The organism is Nocardiopsis sp. TRM 82005, from assembly GCF_056312425.1.
In genome coordinates this window covers 45,855-68,005 of sequence record NZ_JBWDTQ010000018.1, presented here as the reverse complement: position 1 = coordinate 68,005, position 22,151 = coordinate 45,855, and the positions used below count along the sequence as shown (strand labels likewise).

Annotated in this window: 22 protein-coding genes; 12 read left to right on the top strand and 10 right to left on the bottom strand. The window is 68.9% G+C overall.

Annotation, left to right across the window (positions count from 1 at the left end):
- The first annotated feature begins 157 nt into the window (after positions 1–157).
- On the top strand, positions 158–805 hold the full coding sequence (locus AC0T5L_RS14995) for an FMN-binding negative transcriptional regulator (protein ID WP_476166086.1): 648 nt from the start codon (positions 158–160) through the stop codon (positions 803–805).
- A gap of 285 nt (positions 806–1,090) precedes the next feature.
- On the opposite strand, the gene AC0T5L_RS14990 is transcribed toward AC0T5L_RS14995, so the two are convergent.
- A complete protein-coding gene (locus AC0T5L_RS14990) occupies positions 1,091–1,648 on the bottom strand; it encodes a TetR/AcrR family transcriptional regulator (RefSeq protein ID WP_476166085.1) in 558 nt (185 codons plus the stop codon).
- Positions 1,649–1,737: 89 nt separating this feature from the next.
- Between AC0T5L_RS14990 and AC0T5L_RS14985 the strand changes: the two genes are divergently transcribed.
- The 6 genes from AC0T5L_RS14985 (at position 1,738) to AC0T5L_RS14960 (ending at position 8,833) form a co-directional block, all read left to right on the top strand.
- Positions 1,738–2,787, top strand: a complete 1,050-nt coding sequence (locus AC0T5L_RS14985; RefSeq protein WP_476166084.1) for a zinc-binding dehydrogenase — start codon at positions 1,738–1,740, stop codon at positions 2,785–2,787.
- 351 nt (positions 2,788–3,138) lie between these two features.
- Positions 3,139–3,273: a hypothetical protein gene (locus tag AC0T5L_RS14980; RefSeq protein ID WP_476166083.1), complete on the top strand. Its 135-nt coding sequence runs from the start codon at positions 3,139–3,141 to the stop codon at positions 3,271–3,273.
- A 1,536-nt stretch (positions 3,274–4,809) separates the two neighbouring features.
- Entirely contained in the window at positions 4,810–5,718 is a 909-nt protein-coding gene (locus AC0T5L_RS14975; RefSeq protein ID WP_476166082.1) for a zinc-binding dehydrogenase, read from the top strand.
- A 23-nt stretch (positions 5,719–5,741) separates the two neighbouring features.
- On the top strand, positions 5,742–6,659 hold the full coding sequence (locus tag AC0T5L_RS14970; protein ID WP_476166081.1) for a cupin domain-containing protein: 918 nt from the start codon (positions 5,742–5,744) through the stop codon (positions 6,657–6,659).
- Between the two features lie 423 nt (positions 6,660–7,082).
- Positions 7,083–7,658, top strand: a complete 576-nt coding sequence (locus AC0T5L_RS14965) for a TetR/AcrR family transcriptional regulator (RefSeq protein WP_476166080.1) — start codon at positions 7,083–7,085, stop codon at positions 7,656–7,658.
- On the top strand, positions 7,655–8,833 hold the full coding sequence (locus tag AC0T5L_RS14960; protein WP_476166079.1) for an FAD-dependent oxidoreductase: 1,179 nt from the start codon (positions 7,655–7,657) through the stop codon (positions 8,831–8,833). The genes AC0T5L_RS14965 and AC0T5L_RS14960 overlap by 4 nt, the downstream gene beginning before the upstream one ends.
- Positions 8,834–9,194: 361 nt before the next feature.
- Here AC0T5L_RS14960 and AC0T5L_RS14955 read toward each other — a convergent pair whose 3' ends face one another.
- Positions 9,195–9,602 carry a hypothetical protein gene (locus tag AC0T5L_RS14955; protein WP_476166078.1) on the bottom strand — a complete coding sequence of 136 codons (408 nt, stop codon included), beginning with the start codon at positions 9,600–9,602 and terminating at the stop codon, positions 9,195–9,197.
- Between the two features lie 333 nt (positions 9,603–9,935).
- Here AC0T5L_RS14955 and AC0T5L_RS14950 point away from each other — a divergent pair, with 333 nt between their 5' ends.
- Entirely contained in the window at positions 9,936–10,517 is a 582-nt protein-coding gene (locus AC0T5L_RS14950) for a peptidoglycan recognition protein family protein (protein ID WP_476166077.1), read from the top strand.
- Positions 10,518–10,929: 412 nt separating this feature from the next.
- On the opposite strand, the gene AC0T5L_RS14945 is transcribed toward AC0T5L_RS14950, so the two are convergent.
- Both AC0T5L_RS14945 and AC0T5L_RS14940 read right to left on the bottom strand, forming a co-directional pair.
- Entirely contained in the window at positions 10,930–11,565 is a 636-nt protein-coding gene (locus tag AC0T5L_RS14945) for a class I SAM-dependent methyltransferase (RefSeq protein WP_476166076.1), read from the bottom strand.
- A 19-nt stretch (positions 11,566–11,584) separates the two neighbouring features.
- Positions 11,585–11,776 carry a hypothetical protein gene (locus AC0T5L_RS14940; RefSeq protein WP_476166075.1) on the bottom strand — a complete coding sequence of 64 codons (192 nt, stop codon included), beginning with the start codon at positions 11,774–11,776 and terminating at the stop codon, positions 11,585–11,587.
- 72 nt (positions 11,777–11,848) lie between these two features.
- Here AC0T5L_RS14940 and AC0T5L_RS14935 point away from each other — a divergent pair, with 72 nt between their 5' ends.
- A complete protein-coding gene (locus AC0T5L_RS14935; protein ID WP_476166074.1) occupies positions 11,849–12,451 on the top strand; it encodes a helix-turn-helix domain-containing protein in 603 nt (200 codons plus the stop codon).
- A gap of 544 nt (positions 12,452–12,995) precedes the next feature.
- On the opposite strand, the gene AC0T5L_RS14930 is transcribed toward AC0T5L_RS14935, so the two are convergent.
- From AC0T5L_RS14930 to AC0T5L_RS14915, 4 genes are all read right to left on the bottom strand, one after another.
- The gene (locus AC0T5L_RS14930) at positions 12,996–14,573 is read right to left on the bottom strand and encodes an MFS transporter (RefSeq protein ID WP_476166073.1); all 1,578 of its coding nucleotides are present in this window, start codon (positions 14,571–14,573) and stop codon (positions 12,996–12,998) included.
- 127 nt (positions 14,574–14,700) lie between these two features.
- Positions 14,701–15,486 (bottom strand): maleylpyruvate isomerase family mycothiol-dependent enzyme, encoded by a 786-nt coding sequence (locus AC0T5L_RS14925; RefSeq protein ID WP_476166072.1) that lies wholly within the window; start codon positions 15,484–15,486, stop codon positions 14,701–14,703.
- A 187-nt stretch (positions 15,487–15,673) separates the two neighbouring features.
- Positions 15,674–16,411, bottom strand: coding sequence for a Mut7-C RNAse domain-containing protein (locus tag AC0T5L_RS14920; protein ID WP_476166071.1), 738 nt, complete (start codon positions 16,409–16,411; stop codon positions 15,674–15,676).
- A gap of 105 nt (positions 16,412–16,516) precedes the next feature.
- A complete protein-coding gene (locus AC0T5L_RS14915; RefSeq protein ID WP_476166070.1) occupies positions 16,517–17,545 on the bottom strand; it encodes an aldo/keto reductase in 1,029 nt (342 codons plus the stop codon).
- Between the two features lie 210 nt (positions 17,546–17,755).
- On the opposite strand from AC0T5L_RS14915, the gene AC0T5L_RS14910 reads away from it, so the two are divergent.
- Together AC0T5L_RS14910 and AC0T5L_RS14905 are read left to right on the top strand one after the other, a co-directional pair.
- Positions 17,756–18,607 (top strand): helix-turn-helix transcriptional regulator, encoded by an 852-nt coding sequence (locus AC0T5L_RS14910; RefSeq protein WP_476166069.1) that lies wholly within the window; start codon positions 17,756–17,758, stop codon positions 18,605–18,607.
- Between the two features lie 19 nt (positions 18,608–18,626).
- Positions 18,627–19,169 carry an MOSC domain-containing protein gene (locus AC0T5L_RS14905; RefSeq protein WP_476166068.1) on the top strand — a complete coding sequence of 181 codons (543 nt, stop codon included), beginning with the start codon at positions 18,627–18,629 and terminating at the stop codon, positions 19,167–19,169.
- A gap of 141 nt (positions 19,170–19,310) precedes the next feature.
- On the opposite strand, the gene AC0T5L_RS14900 is transcribed toward AC0T5L_RS14905, so the two are convergent.
- Together AC0T5L_RS14900 and AC0T5L_RS14895 are read right to left on the bottom strand one after the other, a co-directional pair.
- Positions 19,311–19,736: a DNA-binding protein gene (locus AC0T5L_RS14900; protein WP_476166067.1), complete on the bottom strand. Its 426-nt coding sequence runs from the start codon at positions 19,734–19,736 to the stop codon at positions 19,311–19,313.
- Between the two features lie 57 nt (positions 19,737–19,793).
- Positions 19,794–20,546: an SDR family oxidoreductase gene (locus AC0T5L_RS14895; RefSeq protein WP_476166066.1), complete on the bottom strand. Its 753-nt coding sequence runs from the start codon at positions 20,544–20,546 to the stop codon at positions 19,794–19,796.
- Positions 20,547–20,752: 206 nt separating this feature from the next.
- Here AC0T5L_RS14895 and AC0T5L_RS14890 point away from each other — a divergent pair, with 206 nt between their 5' ends.
- On the top strand, positions 20,753–22,135 hold the full coding sequence (locus AC0T5L_RS14890) for an FAD-binding oxidoreductase (protein ID WP_476166065.1): 1,383 nt from the start codon (positions 20,753–20,755) through the stop codon (positions 22,133–22,135).
- Positions 22,136–22,151: the final 16 nt, after the last annotated feature.

The window sequence follows — 22,151 nt, the reverse complement described above, 5'->3', positions numbered from 1 at the left end:
CGTTTTATTGACACATTGCGGTCGCTCTACTGTACTATCTGGTCGTTCCAACTGCTGACGCACCGCAGCCAGCTCGTCGGTACGGGGACCGCCGTCGCCGCCAGCCTCCTCGCCCTGACCTGGGCAAGTTCGCAACCCGCTACGCAAGGAGAACAGCATGCTGGTCCATCCCTGGGACGCCAACCTGGACGATTCCGAATGGCGGAGCTGGATCGCCCAGGGCCACGACTTCGGGCAGCTGAGCGTCAACGGCCCGCCCGGCCATCCGCCCGTGGTCGTCCCCACCCACTTCACCTGCGCCGGGGACCACCTCCTGGTCCACTTCGCCCGGCCCAACCCGGTCTGGAAGGCGATCGAGCACGACCCGAACGTCGCCTTCACCGTGATCGGCGACTACGCCTTCATCCCCGGACCCTGGCGCGCCAACACCGGCACTCCGCCCCGTGACGGCGTCCCCACCAGCTACTACACGGCCGTCCAGTTCATCTGCCGCGCCGAGATCGTTGACGGTCCCGAGGCCAAGGCCGAGCTGCTGCGCCGCCAGATGGCCCACTTCCAGCCCGACGGCGACCACGCCCCCATCGCCGTCGACCAGCCCCCCTACGGCCGGATGCTGTCCGGCATCCGCGGCCTGCGCCTGGAGGTCACCGAAGTACGGGCCAAGTTCAAGTACGACGACCACAAACCCGTCGAGCACCGCGCCGCCGTCGCCGACCACCTCACCGCGCGCGGCCAGGACCTCGACGTGCCCACCGCGCACCAGCAGCGCCGCCGCTTGGGCCGCATCGGCTCCTGGAAGTCCTGACCCCCGCCCGCACGAAACGGAACCCTCCCATGAGCGCTTTCCGCACCCGCGTCGCCGAGGACTCCACACACGTCGTTTTCGCCCTCGAAGCCTTCCGCACCACCCGTAATACGGGCTTGGGGAACATGGGTACAGCCGTTCACGGTAAGCGGCTCAGGGCGTGGCCTTCTTAGGACGGCGAGGAGGCCGGCGCTCCGGGTTCCACGCGTGGCCTCGGGTGTCGCGTGATGTGGCCTCGGACGAGGTGGGGGCTCTGACATCCGTGGGTATCGTTCGACGCCCCCCTTATCGGTGAGGTTGCGCGCTGGCTCGAACGAGGGCTCGTGCCAGGTCAGTGCTTTCCGAAAGGGTGTCGATCGGGAGCGGCTGCGTGGCGAGAGCGCCTTCGTGCAGCACAAGGAGCCGGGTGGCGAGGGTGTCGGTTCCCGAGCAGCCCGCCGCGGTGGCGAGTTCATTGAACAGGTTCTGCAACCAGAGCTTCTGGTTCGCGGCGATGCGGTGGGCGGGGTGCGAGGGGTCCGGGAGTTCGGCCAGTGCGTTGATGAACGCGCATCCGCGGGTGTTGGTCTGGTTCCAGGTCCGCAGTGCGTGGAAGGGCATGGTGACGGTCTCGACGGGGTCGTCGCAGGCGTCAACGGTGGCGCGGACCAGTGACCGCCAGCGCTGGTCACGTTCTGCGAGATAGGTCGCCACGAGATGGTCTTTCGAACCGAACTGGTTGTACAGGGTCCGCTTGGTCACGCCTGAGCACTGAGCGATCAGGTCCACGCCGACCGTTGTGATTCCGCGGTTGTAGAACAGCTCCTCGGCAGCCGCCACGATGCGTCGGCCGGCCGGTGTCATGGGCTGTGTTTCCTGCATTGGACATCCCTTCACTGATCAGTGTACCCTAACCTTAGTTCACAGGTCAGTATACCTATGGGGGCTGAGTGATGGATGTGCCCGAGACCATGCGCGCGGTGCGGATCGCAGAGCACGGGGGGCCGGAGGTGCTTGAGCTGACGGAGGCGGCCGCGCCCACCCCGCGGGCAGGAGAGGTATTGGTCCAGGTCAGCGCGGTAGCGCTGAACAACACCGACCTGTGGACCCGGGAGGGTGCCTACGGCAGCCCGGAAGATCCGAAGGCGCTGTCGGGCTGGCGCGGTCCGATCGACTTCCCGCGCGTCCAGGGCGCCGACGTAGCCGGCCGGGTCGTGGCAGTCGGTATCGATGCGGACGAGAGCCTCGTCGGCCGCCGAGTGGTCGTCGACCCAGCGATCTACGACACCGAAGGACCGGATGCGAACCCGGTGGGCCTGATGGGGAGCGAACGTGACGGCGGTTACGCCGAGTACGTGACCGCGCCGACGGAGCGTGTACATGACGTGACGGAATCCCCCCTCACGGACGATCAGCTCGCGGCGTTGCCGACCGCCTACGGCACGGCGCTGGGCATGATCGAGCGGGGCCGGCTGCAGAGGGGAGAGACCGTCCTGGTCTCGGGAGCGTCCGGCGGGGTCGGCCTCGCGCTGGTGCAGATCGCCCGTGCGCGCGGTGCGAGGGTGCTCGCCATCAGCAGCGGGCCCAAGATCGATTCGGTGCGCGCGGCGGGCGCACACGAAGTCATCGACCGCGCACGAAACGTCGCCGAGCAGGTCCGCTCTGCCGCCCCGGAGGGCATCGACGTCGCACTCGACGTCGTCGCTGGGGAGCTGGTGGGCGCGGGACTGCCGCTGCTGCGCGAAGGTGGCCGATGGGTCATCGCCGGCGCACTCGGCGGGTACAACGTGGCCTTTGACGTGCGCCGTCTCTACCTGCACAACGCGCAGGTGATCGGCTCCGCGATGCACACGCCCACGCACTTCGACCTCCTGATGGACCTGGCTCGCCAGGCCGAGATCCAGCCCGTTATCGCCGCGGCGTTCCCTCTGGACCAGGCCGCTCAGGCGCAGGAAGAACTCGCCCGCAGGGAGCACGTGGGAAAGATCGTCATGCACCCCTAGGCCGTTTCACCGGCGAGGTGTCGGGGCACCCACGTTCCAACCGACCACCTGGGTACGGTGGGAGACGCAACGGGAAGAGGGTGAGTCCCGCCCCTTCACCATTGAGGCGAGTGGAAGCAACAGCAATGTCTACGTTCCCTATTGGGTCGTCACCACGGACCACCGCGGGGCCGCACGCGATGACGAGTTCAACGCACTGGTGAGCACGAACTGGCAGCTCACCCTTACGCGATTTGACGGGACGGTCCCCCTCTGCACCTGGCAGCGGTGTACCGACATGACCTCCACGGCCCTCGGCGTCATGCGCGAGGAGAGGATGGTCGCCCTCTGGTCCAAGAGGCGAAGGAGCGCATGAGCGGAAAAGACCGACTCAAGCAGATCGGCTATATCGGCCTGGTCGCGTTCGTCGTGACCGTCGCCTTCCATGCGGGAACGGCCGTGGTCGGTCTCGTCCTGGGTAGGTCTATGGGCCTCTTCGGCTGCTGAAGCGGTGCCCGCACCGAAACAAGCCTGAGGGAACCCTGCTGGGGAGCTCTGAGCGGGAACGCCCACCAGTTCGGCGAGGGGGTTTCTGCGTCCGCACAGTGATACGTCATGTCTTGCTTCTGAGAAGGCCCGGTTCTTCCGAAGCTACGGCGATCCGCAAGGCAGGCCATGTTTGCCTGCCGCAGCTCGGGTAGGGGCCGGGTGCGCACCTGCGCGCCCCGCGGGCCACGGGGGGCGGCCTACACGGTCGTGCGGCCCCGGGATGACACGGCGCGGGTGCGGGGCCGAGCGCCCACGGGGGATGAGCGCGTTTGGCCGTGCCGGATCCGGCGATCGGGGGATGCCGAGGTCACGGTGATGTCACGGGAGCCCCCGCGCAACCAAGCGTTGCGCGGGGGCTTTTCTCATGCCCGCACGGCGAGACGACCCTGTGCTCGTATAGCTGTCGCCCCCCGACAAGCAGCTCCATGCCGGGGAGCGGCCCTGCACTGTGCCCGGTGTGCCGGTGTATCGGTGGGCCGACACACCGGCACGGGCGTAACCGTCCGCCCCAAGCGTACAGCGACGGCTGTACCCATCTCGTTTTCCGGCCTTGTGACCTGCCTCGAATAACGTTGCGGGCCCCTGACGTCCCCGCTGGGGCCCTCGGGCGCCCTTCGGCTCCTCACCTCCGGTAAGGCCCACTTATCGGAGGTGAGGATCACGGCCCCCGCGAGGGCAGGTTTGGTTTGCTGCAATCAGTTACGTTTATTAATAACGTTTCCAACGAAACGTTATTAGCAGACCCCGTCGGGCAACGCGGCATGGCACCTGGGTGGGGTGGCGCTCCCACCCCAGCAGGGGCGCCGTCAACGAACGGCGAACCATGTGAGGAGTGGCCCTCTGTAGCCAACGCGTCGGTCGGTCGCTGGCGCGGGGGGGGCAAGTCAGGCAGCGGATGGCGGAAGCAGCGATTCCGCTTCGAGGCCGGCTCGTCGGACCGCTGTGCTCCGACGGTCGGCATCGAGCGGCGGCTCGCGCCGATGAGATGCCGTACCTGAACGTGGAAGACCTGTATCCGGCCGGCAAGCGCGGGAAGACCACCGCCGAGGGCGGGGACCGGGTGGATCCACTGGCAGTCCGGCGCCGCCCAGCTCCTGCCCCGCCTGATCGCCCGCAGTGCCCGCGGTCCGCTGTTCCTCACCGCCCGCAAAGCCCCCGCCGGAGCACCGACGCTGGACGTATGCCCGGAGTCCGGCCGCGCCAGGCTGTCCTACCGCCGTGCTGAGGAGGTCTTCGAGAACACCCGGCTGCTCCCTCTTGCCTCCCCCGACGTCGTCGAGGGCCTGGACGGCCGGACGCTCCACCGGATGCGTGCAGAGCTCGGCGCCGCGCGAGCCGCACTGATACAGATCGTCAACTGATCGGCTCTCACGGGGCTGGCCGCTGCGCTGGTCCTGCGTAGGGTTTCAAGGAGGCGGCAGCGCGGCGTTCGCGCACCCCGTCCGCTGCCGCGCCGAGTGTTCAGGCGCGTCCACGAGAGAAGGAAACACACCCATGCGCGCTCTTGTCGTCGATCACGGCGAGGCCGGACCCGTCCGGTTCGCCGATGTCGATGAGCCCGTGCCGTCCAGCGACGAGGCATTGGTCGGGATACGGCACATCGGTCTCAACTTCGGAGAGCTGAATTACGTGCACCAGTGGCCGGCCGGCGCTGTGCACGGTCACGACGCGGCCGGCGTCGTGGTGCGCGCCGCATCCGACGGCTCGGGGCCACCCGAAGGTACGCGCGTCGCGCTGGGGATGTCCGCCCACGCGTGGGCGGAGCGGGTGGCGGTCAGTCCCGCCTCGCTCGGCACCGTGCCCGAGGGCGTGGATCTGGCAGACGGTGCCGCGATGGGGATCGCTGGAGTCACCGCACTGCGGGTGCTGCGCAAGCGTTCCCTGCTGGCGCGCAACGTCCTGGTCACCGGCGCCAGCGGGGGCGTGGGGCACTTCGCCGTCCAGTTGGCGGCGCTGGCGGGCGCCCGGGTGACGGCACTCGTGGGTTCGCCGGACCGGGCCGCCGGACTCCTCAGACTCGGGGCCGACAAGGTCCTGACCGACCTGGCCGAGACCGAGTACCGGTTCGACCTCGTCCTGGACACGGTCGGTGGACCGCTGGTGGCCCAGGCGTGGAGTTCCCTCGCCGAGGGCGGCACCCTCCACCTAGTCGGTTACTCCTCGGGGCAGGACACCACGTTCCCGTCAGGGGCCTTGTTCGGCTTCGGCGAACCCCGCGGCATCGCCACCTACGGCGACATGACGCCGACCAGCGGGGATCTGACGGACCTGCTGGGCCTCATGGCCGCCGGGAGGCTCTCGGCACCGGTCGGACTGCGAGGCGACTGGCAAAACGTGGACGACGCCGTCCAGGCACTGTTCGCGCGGAAGGTGCACGGAAAGATCGTTCTTGACGTGGTCTGACGCCTGTCTACGAGAGTGGAAAGATGGACGTACTCGCGGAGGCCTTGCGTATGTCGGGTGCGCGGGGGGCGCTCGGGGTCGTGCTGAAGGCCGGAGGAAACTGGGGCCTGTGGCTGGACTCCTATCCGGGAGCGGCACTGCACGTGGTGTCCCGTGGCACGATGTGGCTCCATGTCCCGGGAGGGAATCCCCTGGAGGTGCAGGCAGGAGACGCCGTCCTGTTGTCCCCGGGCACCGCCCACGGGATAGCCGGCGGGGCCAGTACGACGATGGGGCCCTGTGACCGGAAGGCGACGGTCCAGGCCCTCACCGACGGCAGCGCCCTGCACCTGGGCTCGACGCCGGCGCGGACGGAAGTGCTCGTCCTGCGCTATGAGCAGGACCCGGAGGTGAGTACGCCGGTACTCACCTCCCTCGTCCGGCCGATGCACGTCACGAGCCGGGAGAACGCACAGCTGAGAAAGACCGTCGAGCTTCTCACGGCGGAGCTCGCGCAGCCGCAGACCGGCACCACCGCAGCCGTCAACAGCATCGTCGACCTTCTGCTCATCCAGTTCGTACGCGTCTGGCTGGCCCGCCGCCCGGAGAAGCAGTCCGGCTCATGGCTGGGCGCGATGCGTGATCCGGTCGTGCGCGACGCCCTGGTACATGTCCACGCCCGACCGGAACACCCCTGGACCACCGAGTCCCTGGCGGCCGCGACGGCGGTCTCCCGGACGACACTGTCCAGGCACTTCCGGTCCGCCCTCGGACAGACGCCGGGCGCGTACATGACGCAGTGGCGCATGGACCTGGCCTCCGTCCGGCTCCGCGACACCGACGAGCCGGTCGAGTCGATCTCCGGCGCGGTCGGCTACGCCTCTCCGCACGCTTTCAGCCGTGCCTTCCGACGTGCCCGAGGCATGCCCCCGGGCGAGTACCGTTCTCGACTTCGCAAGTGATCGCAGGCAGGCGGTCACCGGCAACACTTGAGCACAAGTGCGTCCGGGCGGGTGGGTAAGGGCGGCGCGCCTCATCATCGCTGAGCAAATCGTTGATCTCGTCCTCGGGTGAGCTGATCGGGCTCCATGCCCCCCATGAAGACCGAACCGCCCGCCTCCTCCGGGACCTGGACCGTTCCTCCCAGATCTGTTCTCGCGCGATGGCCCCGTGGTCATCAGGGACTCGCGCGATGCCTGCGCGCTGTGGCAGCGCCAGCACGGGATCGAGCAGTGGACGCCCGGGGCCGTGCACCTCCCCGGATGGCACCCGCCCCGCGAGAGAGCCCGCCCCGCCCCTGTCCGCGGGACGGGTGCTGTGCCATACTCAAGGTTGGGCGCTCGACCAATGCAAACGATCAGGGCAATCGACCAAAAGGTGGCACGGTGACGACGACACAAGGCGAACAAGTACGCAAACGCCTGCTCCAGGCAGCCGCCGAACTCATCAGCGAACGCGGATGGTCAGCGGTCAGCACCCGCACACTCGCCCAACACGCCGGAGTCGGACCCGGCCTGGTCCACTACCACTTCGCCTCCCTGCAGGCCCTGCTCGCCGAAGCCGCCATCCAGACCCTGCGCACCATCGCCGAAGAAGCCGCCGCACACCTGGACAACACCACACCCCAGGAAGGCCTCGCCCTGATCCTGGGCGACCTGGACCGCTACCCCGGCGACGACCCCGCCTCACGGCTGGTCACCGAGACCTACCTGGCCGCCACCCGCGACCCGGACCTACGCCAAGCCATCACCCAGATCCTGAACCTGATGCGCCAACACCTGACCACCTGGCTCACCGCCGCCGGTGTCCCCGACCCCCGACCCACCGCCACCGTCCTGGCCGCCACCCTCGACGGCATCATGCTCCACCGCGCACTCGACCCCGACCTGACCGCACCCACCGTCGAACCCGTCCTACGCCGACTCCTCACACCCGACGACCACCAAGGAGCACGACGATGAAGGCCATCATCTGCGGAGCAGGCATCGCCGGCCTGGCCGCCGCCCACCGGCTCCACGCCCACGGCTGGCAGGTCACCGTCCTGGAGAAGGCCCCCGGCCCACGCACCCAGGGCTACATGATCGACTTCTTCGGCCCCGGCTACCAGGCAGCCGACCTCATGGGCCTGCTGCCCCGCCTACGCGGACTCGGCTACCACATCGACCACGCCACCCTCGTCGACCACAACGGCACCCCCCGCGCCTCCGTGGGGGTGCGGCAGTTCGCCAACACCGGTTTCATCTCCCTCATGCGCCCCGACCTCGAACGCGCCCTACGACACACCCTTCCCCAAGACGTACAGCTGCGCTATGACACGCCCCTGCGCCACATCCACGACCACGGCGACAACGTCCAGGTCACCCTCGCCGACGGCGACACCCTGACCGGCGACCTACTCGTGGGCGCTGACGGCATCCACTCCACCGTGCGCGCCCAGATCCTCGGCCCCGAAACCGACCACCTGCGCTATCTGGGCTTTCACACCGCCGCCTACGTCTTCACCGACCCCGACATCCACGCCCAGGTCGACGGCGGCTTCTACCTCACCGACACCACCGGCGCCCAGATGGGCCTGTACGGACTACGTGACGGCCGCGTCGCCGCCTTCACCGTGCACCGGTCCTCCACCCCCGAGGTGCCCGACGACCCGCGCGAGGAACTACGCCGCACCCACGCCGGCCTGGGCTGGCTGGTCCCCCGCGCCCTGGACCACTGCCCCGACCCCGAGCACCTCTACTACGACCAGGTCGCCCAGACACTCGTGCCCCACTGGGGCCACAAACGCACCGTCCTGCTCGGCGATGCCTGCGGCGCGGTCTCCCTGCTCGGGGGACAGGGTGCTTCCCTGGCCGTGGGCGGCGCCTTCGTCCTGGCCGAGCACCTGGCCTCGGCCCCCGCTGTCCAAGAGGGCCTACGACGCTACGAACAGCAGTGGCGCCCCGAGGTCGAACAGCGCCAACGCTCCGCCCGCCGTACCGCCCGCTGGTTCCTGCCTCCCACCCGTACACAACTGCTCCTGCGCCGCGCCGTACTGCGCATGAGCGGATTGCCCGGAGTGAGCCGGCTTCTGGCAGGCGCCCTCACCGGCAAACCCACCCCCGCCGTGCGCGAACACACCCACCTGACCTCCCGCTGACCCCGGATCCGCGCAGCACCCGCCCCTTACACGCCAGGACCCCGCACGCGCACAGAAGCCGCCCCGCCCACCCGGGCAGCAGAGTCGACTCGCGAGCCCGTCGGCCTGGTGACCGTGGCCGAGCTGATGGGGCACGCCGGTGCCAACACCTCCCGCGCTATGCCTCGCCCACCGAGACCGGCAAGGCCACTGCCCTGGACGCGCCCACCGTCGACAGATGAGCACGGAGGAGGAGCAGGGATTCCGTATGCGGTTGGTGACACGTTCGTCCACGGAATCTCGGCTCCAGGGGCGTCACGCTTTAACCCTGCGATCAGGGGATACGCTTACAACTGACCCTCCGGGTAAGGAACCAAAATCTCTATGAGCCGAACTTATGACGCCACTTCATCCGGTCTACCACGCTCATCGGGTCCACGAAGGTCGCTTCATGGCCTTCTTTCTTCACCGTGATGGACAGGTCTTCCGGATAGGTTGCACTGGAGAAGTTGCAACTGATTTCCAGTGTCATCCCTAAGGTGCCAGCGCCCGGTTCGAGCCCGCTCGGGAAGCTTCCTTTCCTGGTCATATCCTGGGAGAAGACCAGGTTGCTTTCTTCCATGTTTTCGCAACGCACATCCGGGTAATGAGCCTCTGCGTGCCTGTCTGAATTATTCACGATGCCAAGAGTGAAATCATACGCCTGCGCTGCTCCGTCCTCTCCACCTTCCATCCTCACCGAGGTCACGGTGTAGGAGATCGCCTCTTCCGGGCTGGACATCCAGTCCATGTGAACATTGAAGAAGTCACCGAAACGCAACTCCTCAGTCGCGTCCGTACCGCCCTCTTCCTCCTGTGCTGGCCATGACGCATAGGCTGCCGCTCCCCCTGCGAGGAGAAGGCACACCGCACCGGACGCAAAGCCAGCAACGAAACTCTTGATAGAGAACCACTCCCTTCAGGTCCTGCAACTCCATCACCAGGAGCAACACGACTCCAATAACGCCACGGAAGCCATAGAAATTGAGCACAGCCACCCAGGCCGACGAGATCACTGGAGAAAATGTCGTCACCCGCAGCGAAGGGGGAGCCGACCCTGCGGGGCCCTTCTGGAAACGGCACCATGCAAGGCTCTCCCGGCATCGCCATCCACTACACCGGGTCTATCTGGCCGCTCCCCATCCTGCACCGCGCCTGCGCTGACTACGTCCGCGGGGTTCAGGAAGAGCACCTGGCCGGCGAATACAGCGACATCGCCTACAATTACCTCGTGTGCCGTCACGGCTACATCTACATCGGCCGGGGGTGCCAGTACCAGTCCGGTGCCAACGGAACCGATTCGGGCAACGACACCTGGTGTCCGGGAAACCTGAGCTCCTACGTCGCGGACGGGTCGTTCCGCCCTGGCAGCACCTTCGCCGCCCCCGCCGCCACCCCTGACACCCATGTGAAGAACACATCACTCGTTGAACTCCCAGCGTGGCCCGGCGTCGAGTTCACCAACCCCCCGCCGACCGAGCACCCGTCCGTGCGGGTATGGCAAGAGCAGATGGTGGCCCGTGGCTGGCGGCTGGCCGTTGACGGGGTTTACGGCAATCGCAGCCAACTCTCATGTCGGCTCTTCCAGGCGGAGAAGGGGTTGGAGGTTGACGGGACCGTTGGCCCGGCAACCTGGGCCGCTTCCTGGGACGCGCCGATCACGTAAGGCGTCCAGCCCAGCCAAGGTAAGTGCCCCGTCGTGGCCTATCGGCTGGTGCACCGCCGTCTTCGGCTCGCTCGCGCACCACATGAAGGACCTGGCCTACCTTCCTTGGCTCTTTCTGCGGCCGCCAAGGCGATCACCAGCCTCCGCTGCCGCCGCCGTAGGCGGACCACAGCTCGCCATGCGTTCCTCCGGCGCGGCTGCGAAGTGGTCGGGCTGGCGAAGGACACGCACCTGTGCTCGCGCTACCTCGTCGGGGGCGAAGGGCGCCGCCGTCAGCTGAGTGCGCGGCCGAGGGGCCGGACCCTCGGGCGGATGACCGCTTCGCCGTCGGCGGCTGGCCCGGCCGTTGAAGGATCCTGCTGGGCCCTTCAACGGCCGGGCCGTTCTGCGTTTTCACCCTGCTCTGAGCAGGTTAGGGACGTTTGCGGGCTCGAAGGACGGAGTCGTTGAGGGTGACCTCCTGGCCGCTGGGGCCGGTGGCCGCTCGGGTCCTGGCCTCGGCGACGACGACGTCCCACCGGTCGGGGTCGAGGACGGCTGTGACCTCCTCAGCTGTGAGGTGGGCCTTTGTCTCCGAGGCGTGTGGGGCACTGGTGTGCTGGTCTGAGGGGTGGTGGCCGACGATGAGCAGTGTGCCTCCTGGCGCGACTGCTGCGGCCAGGTGCCCGGACAGCTTCTCGTACGGGCCCGTCGGGTGCACGTAGTGGGCGCAGACCAGATCGAAGTACTCCTTGGCGGGCGGCTCCCCGGTCAGGTCGGCCCGCACCCACTCGATCCGGTTCGCGATGTCGGTGCCGAGGGTGCGGGCGTGCTCGCGCGCGCGGGTCAGCGCGGTGGCGGCGATGTCCACCGCCCTGACCCGCCAGCCGCGCGAGGCGAGCCAGAGGGCGTTGGCACCCTCGCCGCAGCCCGCCTCCAGCGCGATGCCGGGTGTGAGGTCCCCGGTCTCGGCCACCAGTTGCGGGTTGGGTTGCCCACCGTGGGCAGCGGTGTGTCCGTGACCGCGGTAACGCTCTTCCCAGTACGCCCTGTCGAATTCTTCGGGCACGGTGGTTTCCTCTCGTGGTTCACAGGCCGTGGCGGCGGTCGCCCATGACCTGTTCGCAGATACGTGCTTCGACTGTGTTCGTGAACGGGTCCTGGTGGGAGGCGACCGTCTGGCGGGCGCCCTCGGTTGCCGGGTCGAGGTTGGTCCGGGCCGCCACCTCGCCTTCTCCCACTTCAGGACCGCCATTTGCCCGGTCGGCCATCATGATCACCCCTCCAGGCTCACCATGCGGGTACGTCCCGCATTTCAGCAATATTTATTGCCGATATGGCAAACTGGTGGCATGGACAACGACCTCGACCACACACTCGACGCGGTCGGGCACCGGCTGCGCGTGCTGCGACAGCAGCGGGAGACCACACTGGCCGAGCTGTCGGAGGCGACTGGCATCTCGGTGAGTACCCTGTCCCGCCTGGAGTCCGGTGCTCGCAGGCCGACCCTCGAACTCCTGCTTCCCCTGGCCAGAGTCCACGGCGTCACGCTTGACGAACTCGTGGACGCCCCACCCACCGGTGACCCGCGTATCCACCTGCGCCCGGTCACCCTCCACGGCATGACCATGCTGCCCCTGACGCGCCGGGCCGGCGGCATCCAGGCGTACAAGCTCGTGATCTCGGCCAACGACCGCCGCGAACCCGAGCCACAGACCCACGAGGGCTACGAGTGGCTCTATGTCCTCAACGGACGGCTGCGGGTCGTGCTCGGTGAACACGATCTGGTGCTCTCACCTGGTGAGGCCGCCGAGTTCGACACCCGTGTTCCGCACTGGTTCGGTGCCGCCGGCACCGAACCAGTCGAGTTCCTCAGCCTGTTCGGCAGGCAGGGAGAGCGCGCACACCTTCGTGCTCGTCCCAAGTCGGGACACTCAGCGAAGCAGTCCGACTGAGCGCTTTGCGAGTGGTCCGGCCGATGGGAGCCAGCGGCCGCATCCGGGCAAGCCTCGATCAGGCGGCAAGGGATGATCCTGGGTCCGTGGAAGACGATGGTGCGAGTATGCGGGGACTCCTTGGCGCCTTCACCCCAGAGCCCCCCCCCTTTGAGGATGGTCATGCGCTCCCACAACTCAAAAATCACCCGGTTCCTGAGAAGCCGGACGAAGAGGTGAAAGTAGCGCCCCGTCGCCTGCCTCGTGGCCGCGGACTTCGACGCGCCCGGGGAGTGGCTCCCCGTCGACGGGGACGAGGGGCCCTCCGCCCCGGGAGGCTCGCTGGAGCAGAGGTGGGACGCTCTTCCCGACTATCGTCGCAACCGCGCGGTCGAGGTCAGGATCGAACCTCTGCCCGGCATCGCCGCGGCCGCCGAGCGCGTCACGGTCGCTCCCGTTTTCGATCCGGGCCCGGTTCTTGGCGGGAGCCTTCGAATCCCATGGGGCCGACTGAAGCGCGGCCGTTGACACACTCGTTCACGGTGCTCGGTGTGGTGCGGGCCCCTCAACGGGCCACGTTCTGGTCCCCGCCACTGTTTCGGCCGTGTCCATCCTCGGCAGGGGTGTGCGCGGTGGTGCCCGTGTTGCGTAGCAGCGTGGCGACCGTGAGCGTGACAGCTCCCAGCAGTACCGCCAGCACGACGGTGGTCACCTGCATCCCCTGCACGAAGGCCTCCCGTGCCACGGCGAGCAGCTGCCTTCCACCGGGCCCGGCCAGTTCCCCGGCAGCGGCCACCGCACCCCCCAAGGTGTTGCCTGCGGCCTCGGCCGTCTCCGGTGGTGTGCCCGCGGGGAGGGAGGCCCCGGTCACCTGGCGGTGGTAGACGGCGGCGCCGATGCTTCCTGCGATCGCCACTCCGAGCGCGATACCCAGTTCGTTGCCGGTCTCGGCCGTGCCCGAGGCCGTTCCGGCGCGCTCGGGCGGAGCGCTGCTGATAATCATGTCGTAGGTCAGCACCATCGCGGGGTTGAGCGCGAGGTTGAGCAGGGTGAACCCGGCCACGGTCAGGGCCAGCCCGGAGGTGCCTGCCGCGGCGATCAGGGCAAGGCCGACCACACCCAGGGCGAATGCTCCGGTGATCACGTGCACCGGCCTGACCCTGCGGGACAGCAGAGGAACCAGCAGGTTCGCGGCCACGCCCACGGCCATCGCAGGGACGGTCCACAGCCCGGCGACCAGTGGGGACAGACCCAGTACCAGCTGTAGGTACTGCATGACGAAGAACTGGATGGCGCCCAGGACGAACAGTCCGGTGGTCTGGGCTCCCAGGGACACGCTGAAACCGCGGTGGGAGAAGAGCACCAGATCGAGCAGCGGGTCGGCCAGCCGCCGTTGCCGTCGCACGAAGACCCATCCGAGGAGGACACCGGCGGCGATGGAGAGCAGGGGGGCCGCGGCCGGGCCGTCCTTGGCCACCTCCTTGATCCCGTACACCACGGGCAGGATCGAGGTGATCGCCAACGCGACGCTGGCCAGGTCGGGGCGGCCCGCGGCCTTGGCACGGTATTCCGGCAGCACCAGCGGGCCCAGGACAACCAGCACGAGCATCACCGGTACCGCTGGCAGGAAGACAGATCCCCACCAGAACGCCTCCAGGAGGGCGCCGCCCACCAGTGGTCCGATAGCCCCGCCGAGCATGAAGTTGGCCGACCACACCGCGATGGCGAACCTGCGCTGTACCGGGTCGCGGAACATGTTGCTGATCAGCGACAGCGTGGAGGGCAGCAGGGTGGCCCCGGTGATGCCGAGCAGGGCACGGGCCAGGATCAGCACTTCGGCGTTGGTGGAGAGGGCGGCGAGTACCGAGGCGGCGCCGAAAGCGAACGCGCCGGCCAACAGCAGCCTGCGACGGCCGATCCGGTCGCCCAGTGTGCCCATGGCGATCAGGAGTCCGGCGATCATGAAGCCGTAGATGTCCACGATCCAGAGCGTCTGTGTGCTCGTGGGCCGTAGGTCGGCGCTCAGGTGCGGTACGGCCAGGTGCAGCACGGTGAAGTCCAGCGCGATCACCAGTGCGGGCAGGGACAGTACGATCAGTCCCACCCATTGGCGCGTCCCCGCCCGGGGGGCTGTCTCGGACATGGTCGGGCCTCCTCGGAAGTTCTGGTCGCCGCAGCGAGACTAAAAGGTCAAGCTAGCTTGAGGTCAATGTGGGAGAGGCCCGTGGGCCCGCCGCGGGTGAGTCGGAGGCCGGTACGGCGGCGGTGTCTCAGCCGCTCCACCGCACCCGTGCGCGCTCACGCCAGATGTCCAGGGCCCGTCGAGCACCAGTGACCGTGCACCTGTCGGTACCGGCCCGGTTCCACAACAGCAGGTACAGCTCGTGCGCCGGTCCGGACACGGTGGTGTCGGCGCCGGGGCTGGTTCCGCGTGTGCTCGTGCGGCCGGTGGGGCTCAAGGACACCGTCCAGTCCTGGTCGGTGTCGGTGGCTTCCAGTGCCAGTACCAGTGCCGGATCGGCCACCAGCGGGCCGCCGGGTCGGGCGAAGAAGCCCAGGAGCAACTCCTCGACCCCGTCAGCGGCCAGTCCTGGGCCGACGGGGTCGATCCCGGCCAGGTCGGGGGCGGGGGAGTGTTCGGGGTGGGCCGACTGGGCGTCAACGCGGTGGACCGTGGTCTCGTGGGCTTGGCGGCGCGCCCAGAACGCCAGGGGTGAGGGTGCGGGCAGGAACGTGTGGCACGCGGTGTCGGGGGCGGCGCCGGAGAGGGTCTCCACCAGATGGGCGCGGCCTGCGCGGAACCAGTCCAGGATGGCGTCGTCGCCCGGCGGAGGGAACACCGCCTTGGCGACCTGTCCACGTACCGGCGGCCCGCCGTTGCCGGAGGCCACGTGCGCCGCGGCCCAGCGGTGTACCTGGCCGGTATGGGCGAGCAGGTCGCGTATGCGCCATCCGGGGCAGGTGGCCACCACCGCGTCGAGTCCGGCAGAGGCGGCGGATTCGGCCATCAGATGGCCTTCACGGTCTAAAGCGGCGATGTATTCGGTGACGTTCACCGCGACATGGTTGCACATCCCCGATCCGGTACCGCACCGGGGATGAGCGGGGCCTGACACAGGTTCTGCCCGTGGGGCCCGCGGCCAGGACACGGCCCCGGGCCCGGACGTGTCCTGCCGGGGTTCTGGACCGGCGGTGCCGTGTCCTGCCCCGGCTCCGGCCGGTGGTCGGGTCCGCGCTCGGCGCTCAGGCGGGGGATGATCGCGCGGACGTGAACTCCTCGGCCTGACGAACGATCCGGGCCAGTTGGGAGTGGTGAGCGCCGGGCCAGTACACCCGCCCGCAGGAACGGCAACGCGAGAACGTCCCATAGGTGGCGCGGGTGCCCGGTTCCAGCCGGCCCTGGACCTCCTCCTTGGCCACCGGCACCAGTGCGCCGTTGCACGCGGGGCACAGCGTCCACGGGCGCAGTGGCGGCGCGAACCGCTCCAGCACCTCGCGCAGTTGGTCGTCGGGAAGGTCCTGGTGTACGTGGCCGCCCGCGCGCAGACTCCTGCGGCGTAGGAGGCCGCGGTCGCGGGTGAGCAGCACCCTCTCCTCGTCGTTGGCCTGTTCCACCAGGGCCTGGTCGTCGCGGTCGTTGTCGTAGGCGGTGTCCACGCCCAGTAGGCGCAGGCGGCGGGCCAGGGTGCCCAGGTGGACGTCGAGGAGGAACCGTACGCGGTCAAAGGGCAGGGCTTGTGGCCACTGAACGACCAGGACGTCGACGATCTCGCCCGGATTCGGGCGGTAGGAGGGCGGGCGCGGGTGGCCGTTGACGTGCAGGGCCCCGACCTCGGTCAGCGGTACGCCCAGTGACTGCACGACATGGCCCAGGGTGGAGGTGGGCTCTGTCTCCACGTGTACCGGCCCGCGACGGTGTCGTGGGGCGAGGAAGAACCGTAGTTCGTGCGCCAAGCGCAGATCCAGCGTCACCCGTTCCATCCCTCCAGCATGCCATGCAGGTGCGGTGTGGCCCCGGTGGGAAAGCGGTTTTGCGGAGGGCCGTCCCCACCGTGTGGGAGACGGCCCTCCGCCCTGGCGCGTATGTCAGACCGTGTGTACCGTCTGGCTTCGCGGCGGCGGGTGCGAACGTCCCTCCAAGCGCGGTTCCGTCTCCCCGGACACCCAGGGGCGGGTGGCGACGATGTCGCTGTTGGGGTAGCCGGGATCGAATCCGGCCACTGCGTCCAGACGTTCCAGGGCCTGCGGTGGCAGGGCCACGTTCACCGCCCCCAGGTTGTCCCGCAGCTGTTCGGTGTCGCGCGCGCCGATGATGGGGTGCACGGCGTGTGAGCGTGCCAGGGTCCAGGCGGTCGCGACCTGGGAGGAGCTCGCCCCCAGTTCGTCGGCGACGGCGTCCACGGCGCGTGCCGCCCGGCGGTCGCGCTCGGTCAGAGAGGCCGGATCGACCCTGGTGTCGGACACCGTGCCGCCCGGCCGGGTGAACTTGCCCGAGAGCAGGCCCCCGGCGAGACCGCCGTAGGTGGCCACGCTCATTCCCAGGGCTTCGGACATGGGCAGCAGTTCGCGTTCGATGTCGCGAAAGAGCAGGTTGTAGGGCACCTGGACCCCGGCGAAGGAGGTCCGGTCGCGCCACTGGGCCAGGGTGTTGGCTTGGGATACGACCCAGGCGGGGAGGTTGGAGGCTCCCACGTAGAGCACCTTTCCGGCGCGTACCGCGTCGTCCAGCGCCCGCATGGTCTCCTCGACGGGTGTGTGCTCGTCCCACGTGTGCACCCACAGAAGGTCGAGGTAGTCCGTGCCCAGTCTGCGCAGGCTCCGTTCCAGGGACAGGGTGAGGTTCTTGCGGTGGCTGCCTCCCGCGTTGGGGTCGGAGCGATCACGCGAGAGCGTGTACTTGGTGGCCAGCACGAACCGGTCCCGGCGCTGGCGCAGCAGTTCACCCAGCACCTGTTCGCTGTCGCCGTAGGCAGAGGCGGTGTCGATGACGTTGCCCCCGGCGTCGGCGTACAGGTCGACCATTTCGCGGGCCTGTCGGGGACCGGCGAAGGACATCGCGCCCAGGAACAGCTCCGAGACGCGCAGGCCGGTGGATCCCAGCAGTCGATAGCGCATCAGGCCACGCCCTTTCCCGGAGGCACGGGGCTGTCGGCGGCGACCGTGCCCAGGCGTTCGAGGGGGTGGCTGTGGAGGTGGGCGTTCCGGGAGGCGGTGAAGGTCATGGCTCTCAGTGTGAGGAGCGGACTCGGTGGTGGGAAGGCCGTGGTGAGGCTAGCCCCGTCGGGGCCAGGATCGGCCCGCGTGCTCGCCCGTAGACTGCGGCGCATGAGCGAGAGCGAGTTGGGGGCGTTTCTGCGTGCGTGCCGGGAGGCCTTGTCGCCGGAGCGTGTAGGGCTGCCCACCGGTGCGCGCCGTCGCACGCCCGGCCTTCGGCGGGCGGAGCTGGCCACCCTTTCGGGGGTGAGCGTGGACTACCTGACCCGGTTGGAGCAGGGGCGTGATCGCAATCCCTCTCCGCAGGTTCTGGCCTCGTTGGCGGACACCCTGCTGTTGTCGATGGCCGAGCGGGTCCAGTTGCGCAATCTGTCCAAGGCGGCCTCGGGCGCGGACGCGCTGTGTCCGGGTGGGCAGATGCCTGAGTGGCAGGTGCGGCCCACGATGCGGGCGTTGTTGGAGCGGATGGCGCATACCCCGGCGGTACTGGTGAACCGGCTCGGTGACGCCGTGGCCCACACTCGCGCCTATGAGCGCCTGGCCGGGCCTGTCGGGTTGTTGGAGGGCGAGCCGTTCGCCAACAGGGTCTGGTTCGTCTTCGCCGATGAGCGGGCGCGGAGCGTTTACCCGGACTGGGAGCGGGTGGCCGATGAGAGGGTCTCCGTGCTGAGGGCCTGGTCCTCACGCGATGATCCGCATCTGGTGCACCTTGTGGAGGAGTTGTCGCTGGTGGCTGGTGCCGCGTTCACCGAGCGCCTGGAGGCCGCACCGGTGCCGCCACCGCACACGGGGGTGGAGCGTTTGGTCCATCCCGAGGTGGGTGAGGTGCGTCTGTCCTATGAGACCTTGGACGCCGAGGGCCAGCAGCTGGTGGTCTACCTGCCCGCTGACGAGAGCGCCTCGGCCACGTTGGAACACCTGGTCCGGGGCGGCTCCGAGGGTCTGCGCGTGGTGCGGGGCTGAACGGGTGGAGGAGATGTCCATGGGGTCGGTGGTGGAGTCGGTCAGCAGCAGCGCGGAGCACGCCTTCAGCAAGACCGCCCTACCGGGGATCCGTCTTCTGGCGGGGCTGGGCGTGGAGGGCGACGCTCACCTGGGCACCACCGTCCAGCACCGTTCCCGGGTGGCCGCGGATCCGTCCCAGCCCAACCTGCGCCAGGTGCACCTGATCCATGCCGAGCTCTTCGAGGATCTGGCCGTGGCCGGGTTCTCGGTCGGCCCCGGAGAGCTGGGAGAGAACATCACCACGCGCGGGCTGGACCTGTTGGCGTTGTCGGCCGGCACCGTCCTGCGTTTCGGGGACCGGGCCAGCGTCGAGATCACCGGTCTGCGCAACCCGTGCTGGCAGATCGACGGTTTCTCCAAGGGCTTGCTCGGACAGGTCGTCCACCGTGCCGAGGACGGTGCCGTGGTGCGCAGGGTCGGGGTGATGGGCATCGTCTTGACCAGTGGTGTGGTCGAACCCGGTATGTCCATCCATGTGCGGGCGCCCGAGGGGGCCCACGTGCCCCTGGAGAGGGTCTGAACCTCGGTTCTTCCGTGAATCACTCAAAAACACGCCCCAGGTGGTGGGCCGGGCGGGGCCGCAGTCGATGAGGGCGGCGGACGGCCCACCGGTTCAGCCCACCCTCTCCGACGGTGACGCAGGCCGGACCTGCCCCAGGTGTCAGGTGTCGGCACGCTGGTCGAGGCGTTCGTGGCGTTGGCGGGCGGCCTGGGCCGATCCCAGCCCCAGCCCGAAGGCGATCTCCCGCCAGGTCATGCCGCGTCCCTTGGACATCTGCAACAGCCCGGCCTCCAGTTGGTCGAACTCCGCGCGCGCCCAGGGCACCAGGGTCAGGGCGGCGGTGAGGTCGTCCTGGTCCACGGCTGGAGCGCCCTCCTCGGGCACGGCGCTGCCGGCGGCCAGGTCAGTGACGCGCCGCAGGGCGTCCAGGGGCGGCATGGGCCTGTGGTGCTCGTTCCAGCGAAGACGGTGTTCACCGCGGGCGTGCCGTTCGGTGAGGCGCACCAGCGCCTGATGGGTGCGCATGCGGCGTGCGGCGTCGGGGTCGGGCTGGGCGAAGGCGTTCTCGGGCTGTGGTTCGGTCATGCCTTCAGCATGGAGGCCGCACCCACATTCGTCAACAGAATATTTTCAACACTTTGTTTATCCGTTGGTGTTCCGGCTCAGGAACTCCTCGAAGGCGACCGTGCCCACCGCGCGCTCCAGATTCAGGTGGCGCCCAGCACGGTAGGCGGCGAAGGCCGCCCCCGGCAGGCGCACCGGCAGCATCCGCCTCCGCAGGCCCGCCCAGGCCAGATAGGTGCTGGCCAGGTCGCGGAAGGACTCCACACGCGGACCGCCCATGTCCGGGACGCGTCCGACCGGGTCGCCTTCGGCCAGCCGTGCCAGGCGGGTGGCGACCTCACCGGTGTCCACGGGCTGCACGTCCACCTGCGGGACGGGCATGAGCGGGAGGCGGGCCGCGTTCGCGCACAGGCTGCGGACCATGTCGTGGAACTGGGTGGTGCGCAGTACCGTGCATCCCAGACCGGAGGCCTCCATGGCCAGTTCCACGATGTGCTTGTTCCTGTAGTAACCCAGAGGCACCCGGTCCACCCCGACGATGGAGATGTAGACCAGGTGTCCCACGCCCGCCCGACGCAGCGCGTGCAGCAGGCGTGTGGCGGACTCGATGTCTCCGCCGGTGGGCGTGCTGGCGCAGTGCACGACAGTGTCGGTGCCCTGAACGGCGTCGGCCAGCCCGGTGCCCTCGCGCAGGTCCACGGCGAAGGAGGCGGGGTCCTCGGGCCCGGGATGACGACTCAGGCTGCGCACCTGGTGCCCGGCCTGGCGCAGACGTTGCACGACACGGCGTCCCAGGGCTCCAGTACCACCGGTGACCAGGACTGTCTTCATGGGCGCTCCTTCGCTGGCCGAAGGGCCATGCTAAGACTCCGGGGCCCTGATGGGGCGATACATACGGTGTTCACGGCGCTTTCCGCACAGGTGGTGTCCGGTTTCGGACCGGGGTCGGTGATACCTCCGGGACAGGGTGTCCGGTTAGAGTGCTGGGCGGCATCGGCGCAGCGGAGCGTTCGAGCACAGCGGTGAGGAGGGTGCCCATGTCCGGGATCGCCGAGAGGTTGAGGGCAGCGGTCGGCGCGGAACAGGTGGTCACCGACCCCCAGGTCATGGAGGGCTACTCCCACGACGAGGCCGAGTGGGCCGCTTACGGGCGCCCCACCGCGGTCGTGCGCCCGCGGGAGACCGCCGACGTCTCGGCCGTCGTGCGTGTGTGCGCCGAGCTGGGTGTTCCGGTGGTCGCGCGCGGCGCCGGCACGGGGCTGTCGGGGGCGGCCAACGCCGTGGACGGCTGGGTGGTGGTCTCCTTCGAGCGGATGAACCGGGTACTGGAGGTCGACCCCCTCCAGCAGACGGCGACCGTACAGCCCGGGGTGATCAACGACGAGCTGCGCGCCAGAGTGGCCCAGGACGGCCTGTGGTATCCGCCCGACCCCGCCTCCGCCCCCTGGTCGACCATCGGCGGGAACGTGGCCACCAACGCGGGCGGCCTGTGCTGCGTCAAGTACGGGGTCACCCGCGACTACGTGCTGGGCATGGAGGCGGTCGTGGGCTCGGGCGAGGTGGTCCGGCTGGGCCGCACCACCGCCAAGGGCGTGACCGGCTACGACCTGTGCGGGCTCATGGTGGGCTCGGAGGGAACCCTGGGCATGGTCACCGAGGTGACGTTGCGGATGCGGCCGCTGCGCACCGGCACCGAGCACACGGTGGTGGGCTACTTCGACTCGCTGGTGGAGGCCGGGCGCGCGGTGGCGGCGGTCTCGGCCGCAGGGGTGATCCCTTCGGCGATGGAGCTGATCGACCGGTTCTGCCTGCAAGCGGTGGACTCCTGGAAGAACATGGGCCTGTCCGCCGAGGGCGAGGTGCTGCTGCTGGCGCGCAGCGACCAGCCCGGGGCCGCGGGTGAGCAGGAGGCCGACCACATGCTGAAGTGCTTCCAGGACGAGGGGGCGGTCTACGCGGTGCGCTCCACCGACCAGGAGGAGGCTGAGGCCCTGTTCGCGGCCCGCCGCCTGGCCTATCCGGCACTGGAGCGGCTCGGTCCGCTGCTGACCGAGGACATGTGCCTGCCCAAGGCGAAACTGCCGTTGATGCTGGAGCGCATCGAGCAGATCGGGGAGCGTTTCGAGACGCGGATCGGCAACGTCGCGCACGCCGGCGACGGCAACCTGCATCCCCTGTTCATCGTTCCGGCCGGTGACGAGGCCGCCAAGAAGCGTGCACAGGAGGCCTTCGAGGTGATCGTGGAGGAGGCACTGGCACTGGGTGGCACGGTTACCGGCGAGCACGGAGTGGGCCTGTTGAAGATGCGCGGCGCGGCCCAGGAGATGGGGCCCGATGTCCTGCGGATGCACCGGGCGGTCAAGAACTCCCTGGATCCCCGGGGGATCTTCAACCCGGGCAAGGTCTTCACCACGGACTGACCGCGACCCGTGTCGG